Genomic DNA, 4,043 nt, shown 5'->3' with positions numbered 1-4,043 from the left:
TTCCTTGAGCTTGTCGGCGTAGACGAGCGATTCCTCGAAGCGGCCCTGCGCGATCAGCGACAGCATCAGGCTCTGCTGCAGCGCGGTGTCGCCGGGTGCAAAGGCGAGCGCCTGCTTGTAATAGGCGATGGCGCTGTCGAGGTCGTTGTCGCCTTCGGCGATCCGGGCGGCGAGGTAGGCCCCCGAGAAGGACGTGATCTTGACCGGCTCGGCGGTTTCCTTGGCGTAGGCCGGCAGAGCCGAGATCGCCATGCCCGTCACAATTGCCAGCCCTGCGAGCCAGCGCGCACGTCCTTGCCGCATTGTATCCCTTTCAGCCAGACGCAATCCCCAAGTCGATGGGACCGCCACAGACTCGGTCTTTTCCCGACAAAGCATGGCCTTTTTGGGGTCAGGCTTCAATCCGGGCCGAATTCACAATCGGGTCACCCGATTAACGAACCATGACGACGAAGCATCATAGCAGATCGCGCGACCAACCAACACTCTGACGTCACATAGCTGCTTGCGGCAATGTTGGTGTACAGGTCAGCCCATGCGTAGCCGTGCCAAGCCTGCCTGTGCCGATCGTCCGGGCCAGCAAGTCGGCGGCCGCAGACCCCACCTCAGTTCACTCTGGCGATGCAGAAATCGATGACATCGATCAGCGCCGATTTCTGCGGCGTCGCCTCCAGCGGCGCCAGCGCATCGCGGGCGATCTCGCCGAAATGGCGGGCGCGGCCGATCGTGTCGGCAATCGCTCCATGGCGGGTCATCAGGCCGATCGCCTTTTCGAGGCCCGCATCGTCGGTAACATTGTCCTCGATGGCGCGCTTCCAGAAGGTGCGTTCGGCCTTGGTGCCGCGCCGGTAGGCGAGGATCACCGGCAGCGTCACCTTGCCCTCGCGGAAATCGTCGCCGACATTCTTGCCCAGATCCTTGCTGGAGCCGCCATAGTCGAGCGCATCGTCGATGAGCTGGAAGGCAAGGCCGAGATTCATGCCGTAGGAGCGCAGCGCCGCGCGGTCGTTGCGGGTTGCCAGGGCGATGACCGGGCCGACCTCGGCGGCGGCCGAGAACAGCGCCGCGGTCTTGGCCTTGATGACGGCGAAATGCTCGTCCTCGGTGGTCTCCAGGTTCTTGGCGGCGGCAAGCTGCATCACTTCGCCCTCGGCGATGATGGAAGCAGCGCTGGAGAGGATGTCGAGGGCCTCCAGCGAGCCGACATCGACCATCATGCGGAAGGCCTGGCCGAGCAGGAAATCGCCGACCAGCACGCTCGCCTGGTTGCCCCAGATCATGCGCGCCGTCTTCTTGCCGCGGCGCATTCCGCTCTCGTCGACGACGTCGTCGTGGAGCAGCGTCGCGGTGTGCATGAACTCGACAGAGGTGGCGAGCTTGACGTGGCCTTCGCCGGAATAGCCGAACATCTGGGCCGCGGCGAGCGTCAGCATCGGCCGCAATCTCTTGCCACCGGACGAAATCAGGTGGTTGGCGACCTCGGGGATCATCTCGACGTCGGAACCGGCCTTGGACAGGATCAATTCGTTGACGCGCCCCATGTCGGCGGCCGTGAGATCGATCAGATCCTTGATGGAGGCGGGTTCCCGCTTCCCGTTTTCGATGTTGAGAACGACACCCACCACAGACACTCCCGTCTATTCCAAGCGCACGCGGCACCCTACTCCCGAACCGACTCTAGGGCGGCATCACGGGGCACGGCAAGAGGCGAATTGGCGCGGTTGCGGCCGGCGGCGGCAACGCCCACGTTTACAGGAACGGCGCAACCTGCGATTTTTGTTCCATGATAGAGCTCATCCGCACCAACGATGCCGTGATCATCTCCTTCGTCGAATCGCTGATGCGCGACGCCGGCATCGCCTGCTTCGTCGCCGACCAGAACATGAGCGTGCTGGACGGCTCGATCGGCATCCTGCCCCGGCGTGTCATGGTCGACGCCGACCAGGCGGATGCGGCGCGCCGCATCCTGACCGATGCCGGCATCGCCAACGAGATCCGCCGCAAATAATGGTAGCGTCAACCGCCCTTGCCCCGGACACCCCGGCCCACACGGTCGATGCGTTCCATCGCGGGCGCTTCTGGCTGGTTCAGCCGCGAAGCGGTCATCGTGCCGGCATGGACGCCATGATGCTGGCGGCAGCCGTGCCCTCCTCCTTCGCCGGGCGGCTGGCCGATTTCGGCGCGGGCGCGGGCGCGGCGGGGCTCGCGGTGCTGTCGCGCTGTCCCGCAGCGCGGGCCATGCTGGTCGAATGCTCGCCGGACATGGCCGAATTCGCGGCCGCGACGCTTGCCCACCCCGGCAATGCGCATCTCGGCGACCGGGCCTCGGTGCTGAGGGCCGATGTCGCGCTGTCCGGCAAAGCGCGCGGCGCGGCCGGCCTTGCCGACAACAGCTTCGACTTCGTCATCATGAACCCGCCCTTCAACGCCGCCGAGGATCAGGCCACGCCGGATGCGCTGCGCAAGCAGGCGCATGTGATGGAGGACGGGCTGTTCGAAAGCTGGATCAGAAGCGCTGCCGCGGTGGCGAAGCCGCGGGGCGGGCTCGCCGTCATCGCCAGGCCCGAGCAGCTCGGCGCCCTGCTCGATGCGATCGAGGGCCGCTTCGGCGATACCGAGATGCTCGCCGTCCACCCCCGTCCCGAGGCGGCGGCAATCCGGATCGTCGTCAGGGCGACGCTCGGCGCGCGCGGAAAACTGTCGATCCGCCCGCCGCTGATGCTGCACGCAGAGACAGGCAACGGGCCAGCCGAGCGGACCGAGATGATCAACAACGGACTGGCGTCGCTGTTCGGCGATTGATCATCGGCCGGACATGCGGCATTGCCGTTGGCCGGCGAATTCCTACATGCCCACAGCAAGATGAGGCCTCATCTTGCTTCTTTTTCAGTGACCGGAGACCCCGACCTCGTGAAACGCCTCTTGAACCGCCTGCTGCCGAAGTCCTGGCGCTCCACCGTCGTCGTGGTTCCGGTCATCCGGCTGCACGGCACGATCATGGCCGGCGGCGGCCAGTTCCGGCCGAGCCTGTCGCTGGCGTCCACCGCCGGCCTCATTGAGAAGGCGTTCTCCTTCGATGCGCCCGTCGTCGCCATCTCCATCAATTCGCCGGGCGGCTCGCCGGTGCAGTCACGGCTGATCTTCAAGCGCATCCGTGATCTCGCGGTGGAGAAGAACAAGAAGGTACTGGTGTTCGTCGAGGACGTGGCGGCCTCCGGCGGCTATATGATCGCGGTCGCCGGCGACGAGATCTTCGCCGATCCGTCCTCGATCGTCGGCTCGATCGGCGTCGTCTCGGCCTCGTTCGGCTTTCCCGAGCTGATGAAGAAGATCGGCGTCGAGCGCCGCGTCCATACCGCCGGCCAGAACAAGGCGGTGCTCGACCCGTTCAAGCCGGAGAAGAAGGAAGATGTCGAGCGGCTGAAGGCGCTGCAGCTCGAAGTGCACGAGACCTTCATCGAGCTCGTCAAGGAGCGGCGCGGCACCAGGCTGAAGGACGATCCCGACCTGTTCACCGGCCTGTTCTGGACCGCCAAGAAAGGGCTCGAACTCGGCCTGGTCGATGCGCTGGGCGACATGCGAGGCGTTTTGAAGACGCGCTTCGGACCGAAGACCGAGCTGAAACTGATCACCGCGCCGCGCGGGCTGTTCGGGCGCTTCGGGCTGTTCGGGTCGCGCCTTTCGGCGCCCGACATCGCTGCGGCGGCGGCCAGCGGCATCGTCGATGCGGCGGAAGAGCGCGCGCTGTGGGCGCGCTTCGGGCTTTGAAAAAGGGTTGAAAGCGACTAGCATATCCGCTTGACCGACCCGACCGGCCGCTTTTGCCGCGTTTTCGAGGGAGGAGTTTTGGGATGCCGCAGATCATTTTCTTCGTCGTTATCGGCGCCGCCGCCTATTTCGGCTATCGCGCCTTCATCCGCGAAGCCGAGCGCGTGACGGCCAAGATCCGGCGTACCGAGAAACAGGCGGCAAACGGCACGATGGGAACGCTGGTCAAGGACCCGAAGACCGGCGAATACCGGCTGGCCAAGGACTGACTGTCT

Annotated in this window: 6 protein-coding genes; 4 read left to right on the top strand and 2 right to left on the bottom strand. The window is 65.3% G+C overall.

Going from position 1 to position 4,043, the window contains the following annotated elements; translation table 11 throughout:
- Both EOA33_RS26750 and EOA33_RS26745 read right to left on the bottom strand, forming a co-directional pair.
- Positions 1 to 303, bottom strand: a 303-nt coding sequence (locus EOA33_RS26750) for a tetratricopeptide repeat protein (RefSeq protein WP_127407003.1), incomplete at its 3' end; no start/stop codon positions are given.
- Positions 304 to 605: 302 nt separating this feature from the next.
- Positions 606 to 1,622, bottom strand: coding sequence for a polyprenyl synthetase family protein (locus EOA33_RS26745; protein ID WP_126055968.1), 1,017 nt, complete (start codon positions 1,620 to 1,622; stop codon positions 606 to 608).
- A 161-nt stretch (positions 1,623 to 1,783) separates the two neighbouring features.
- Here EOA33_RS26745 and EOA33_RS26740 point away from each other — a divergent pair, with 161 nt between their 5' ends.
- The 4 genes from EOA33_RS26740 to EOA33_RS26725 all read left to right on the top strand — a co-directional run bounded on the left by EOA33_RS26740 (position 1,784) and on the right by EOA33_RS26725 (position 4,037).
- A complete protein-coding gene (locus EOA33_RS26740; protein ID WP_126055969.1) occupies positions 1,784 to 2,008 on the top strand; it encodes a DUF2007 domain-containing protein in 225 nt (74 codons plus the stop codon).
- Entirely contained in the window at positions 2,008 to 2,802 is a 795-nt protein-coding gene (locus tag EOA33_RS26735; RefSeq protein WP_127407002.1) for a methyltransferase, read from the top strand. Before EOA33_RS26740 ends, EOA33_RS26735 begins: the two co-directional genes overlap by 1 nt.
- A gap of 108 nt (positions 2,803 to 2,910) precedes the next feature.
- On the top strand, positions 2,911 to 3,768 hold the full coding sequence (locus tag EOA33_RS26730; RefSeq protein WP_126055971.1) for a S49 family peptidase: 858 nt from the start codon (positions 2,911 to 2,913) through the stop codon (positions 3,766 to 3,768).
- Between the two features lie 83 nt (positions 3,769 to 3,851).
- Entirely contained in the window at positions 3,852 to 4,037 is a 186-nt protein-coding gene (locus EOA33_RS26725) for a hypothetical protein (protein ID WP_127284240.1), read from the top strand.
- Positions 4,038 to 4,043 lie beyond the last annotated feature (6 nt).

It is taken from the genome of Mesorhizobium sp. M4A.F.Ca.ET.050.02.1.1 (genome assembly GCF_003997725.1).
GTDB lineage: Bacteria > Pseudomonadota > Alphaproteobacteria > Rhizobiales > Rhizobiaceae > Mesorhizobium.
This window is presented reverse-complemented; position numbering and strand designations above follow the sequence as displayed.